The sequence below is a fragment of the Flavobacterium collinsii genome (assembly GCF_902804485.1).
GTDB classification, from domain to species: Bacteria; Bacteroidota; Bacteroidia; order Flavobacteriales; family Flavobacteriaceae; genus Flavobacterium; species Flavobacterium collinsii.
Genome location: NZ_CADCST010000038.1, coordinates 1 through 3,219 on the forward strand (window position 1 = coordinate 1; position 3,219 = coordinate 3,219).

Consider the following 3,219-nt stretch of genomic DNA (forward strand, 5'->3'; position numbering starts at 1 on the left):
TTACGCACCTGTATATTAAGTTTTGGTTTACCTCAAGCAGTTCAGGTGGTATTGCGTGAAGCTCCTTTGTCATTAGAGCATTTGGTTTTGGATAATTCCTGTGCTATTTTATCACAATTAGATGTTCTGATAGCTCCGGGTAGTCATTGGATGGATATTTCAAAGGCACCATTATTGGAGTTGAAATCGGCTGATGATTCTGAAAATGGCTGTTATTATTTGATTGTATACCAGCATCATTTGATAATGGACCATGTTGGTCTGGAGAAAATTGTATCGGAGGTTATGTTGTATTTATCGGGCAACCAAGAAAGTTTAGGTGTTCCTGTTTTGTACCGTGATTTTATAGGTCATACTTTACATGCGCAATCGGAGCATGATGCAGGTTCTTATTTTAGATCTTTGTTTGAAGGAATTGAAGAGCCTGCCTATCCGTTTGATTTATCAAACATCCTTGGAGATGGAAAAGGTATTAATGAGTTTCGTATAGTACTTCCGAAAGTTTTAAGTTCAGAATTGCGTGAAACGTGTTTGAGGCTGGGTATGACCCCAGCAGTATTGTTCCATGCTGCTTATGGCCTTGTAGTTGCCAGATGCAGTAATAAGGATTATGCTATTTTTGGTTCTTTGTTTTCAGGAAGACTTCAGGGTTCTTTAGGTGCTGCAGATTCATTAGGATTGTTTATCAATACCCTTCCGGTGTTAGTTGAATTAAAAGGCAGTGTGTTGGATTATCTTGATCAGGTCAAGGTATTGTTACGGGATTTATTGTCTTATGAGCAAACTCCTTTATCCCATATCCAGAATTGGAGTGGAATAAGCAATGATATGGCATTCTTCAGTGCATTGCTGAATTACCGTCATTCCTCACCTGTTTTATCACATGAAGATCATGCAAATGAATTTGATTCAGGGATTACATTTTATGGAGGTAAAGAACGTACCAATTACCCTTTTACCTTAAGTGTAGATGATTATGGAGATGATTTTGAATTGAAAGCTCAGATTGATGGAAGTATAGATGCTTCCCGTATTGTTATTTATATAAAAAATGCTTTGGTTGAACTTTTGGAAGGCCTGAAGAAAGAAGATCTAATTATAAATGCTTTAAATATTTTATCAAAAGAAGAAGAATACCAATTGCAGGATGTTTTTAACGACACAGCAATTGCATATTCAAAAGATAAGACACTGGTTGACTTGTTCGAAGATCAGGTTAAAAGAACCCCAGATGCTACGGCTATAGTTTTTGAGGATCAGGTTATAACTTATAAGGAACTGGATGAGCGTTCGAATCAATTGGCTCATTATTTCGAATCTGTAGGTATGGTTGAAGATTCGCGAATAGGAATCTTGTTTAACAGAAGTTTTGATATGATCATTAGTATCTTAGGGGTTCTGAAATCAGGATGTACTTATGTTCCTTTAGATCCTTCATTACCCTCAAAAAGATTATCCTATATTTTAGAGGATTCAAATGTTAATTTTATCCTTTATAAGGAGGAATCTTTATTGTCAAGTTTATCTGTATCAGAATTTATTTTCTTTTTAGATATAAACGAATCTTTAAATTATGAATCTTCAAAAGTTGAAAAAGAAAGGGGTTATGATTCAGTTGCTTATATTATGTATACTTCGGGGACTACAGGAGTTCCTAAAGGAATTTCTATTAATGACGAAAATATAATTACCCTTATTAATGATCCCTTGAGTAAGATTTCTGTTAATAACTTAGATCGGGTACTTCAATGGTCTAACTATGCTTTTGACGGATCAACATATGAGATTTTTGGAAGTCTTTTAAATGGTGCTTGTCTTTATTTAATAGATAAATCTACAGCTTCAGATGCAGGAGTTTTATCTCAAGTCATCAGTAAAAATGAGTTAAGTGTTGTTTTTATTACTACAGCATTGTTTAATTCTTTAGCAGAGTATGATTTGTCCTTATTATCTAGTTTAAGATTATTGTTATTTGGAGGAGAAAAAGTTTCAGTTTCTCCTGTTAAAAAGATTTTATCAGCATTGGGTCCAGACAAGATACTTCATGTTTATGGTCCTACCGAAACAACAGTATACGCTACCTGTTATGAGATTTGTGAGATATCTGATGATGCAGAAACGATTCCAATAGGTAAGCCTTTATCGAATACAAGTTTATATATTGTAGATGATAGTCACCAACTTTTACCCATTGGAGTAGTTGGAGAATTATGTGTTGGAGGATCAGGAGTAGGTCGAGGTTATTTGAATCAGGAAGAATTAACCAGAGAGAAATTTATAGAGAATCCATTTAAAGAGGGGGATATAATTTATAAGACGGGAGATTTGGCTCGTTGGCTTGCTGATGGTACTATAGAATTTATTGGCAGAAAAGATGATCAGGTTAAGATTCGTGGTTATCGAATAGAGCTTGGTGAAATAGAGAATGCTCTCTCATCGATAGCAGGAATCATTCATTGTTGTGTATTGGCTAAGGAAGATACAGTTAACAGTAAACGTCTGATTGGTTATGTTGTTGTTGAAGGTAAGCTGGACAGGGTTGCTTTACAGGAACAGTTGAAATTAAGTTTGCCGGAGTATATGGTTCCTATGATCTGGGTTGAGTTGGCAGAGCTGCCGTTGACGTCAAATGGAAAGCTGGATAAGAAAGCTTTGCCGGATCCTGATAGTTTAGATTTGTCCACGAAAGAATATGTTGCTCCACGCACAGAGACAGAGCACCAATTGGTTCAAATCTGGGAGAATTTGTTGGGAATAGAGAAGGTTGGAGTTCATGATAACTTTTTTGAGTTGGGGGGGCATAGTCTACTGGCTACCCGATTGGTATCGATGATCCGAAAGGAATTGTCTATAGAGGTTGAAATTGCTGATGTCTTTGAGTATACGACGATCGCAACGTTAAGTTCACATGTATCGCTTCAATCAAAAGGAGTATTATTGCCTACTATTGTTTTGGAAGATCGTCCAAAGCGTATCCCATTATCTTTCAGTCAGGAACGATTGTGGTTTTTGGATCAGTTGCAGGGAAGTAGTAGTGAATATCACATTCCTATTGTACTTCGTCTGGAAGGAGCGTTAGACACATCGATATTAGAACAAACGCTTCAAAGTATTGTATCTCGTCATGAGGTTTTGCGTACTATTCTGTTATCAGAAGATGGTATAGGGTATCAGGAAGTCATAAGTGAAAAGGAGTGGATCCTTGATCAGGTTGAAATA

General features: G+C 36.3%; 1 protein-coding gene. It reads left to right on the plus strand.

The genetic code is table 11. The annotated features are described in order from the left end of the window. Window positions 1-3,219: non-ribosomal peptide synthetase (locus FLA105534_RS00370; RefSeq protein ID WP_173964072.1), on the plus strand; the 3,219-nt coding region annotated here is incomplete at both ends.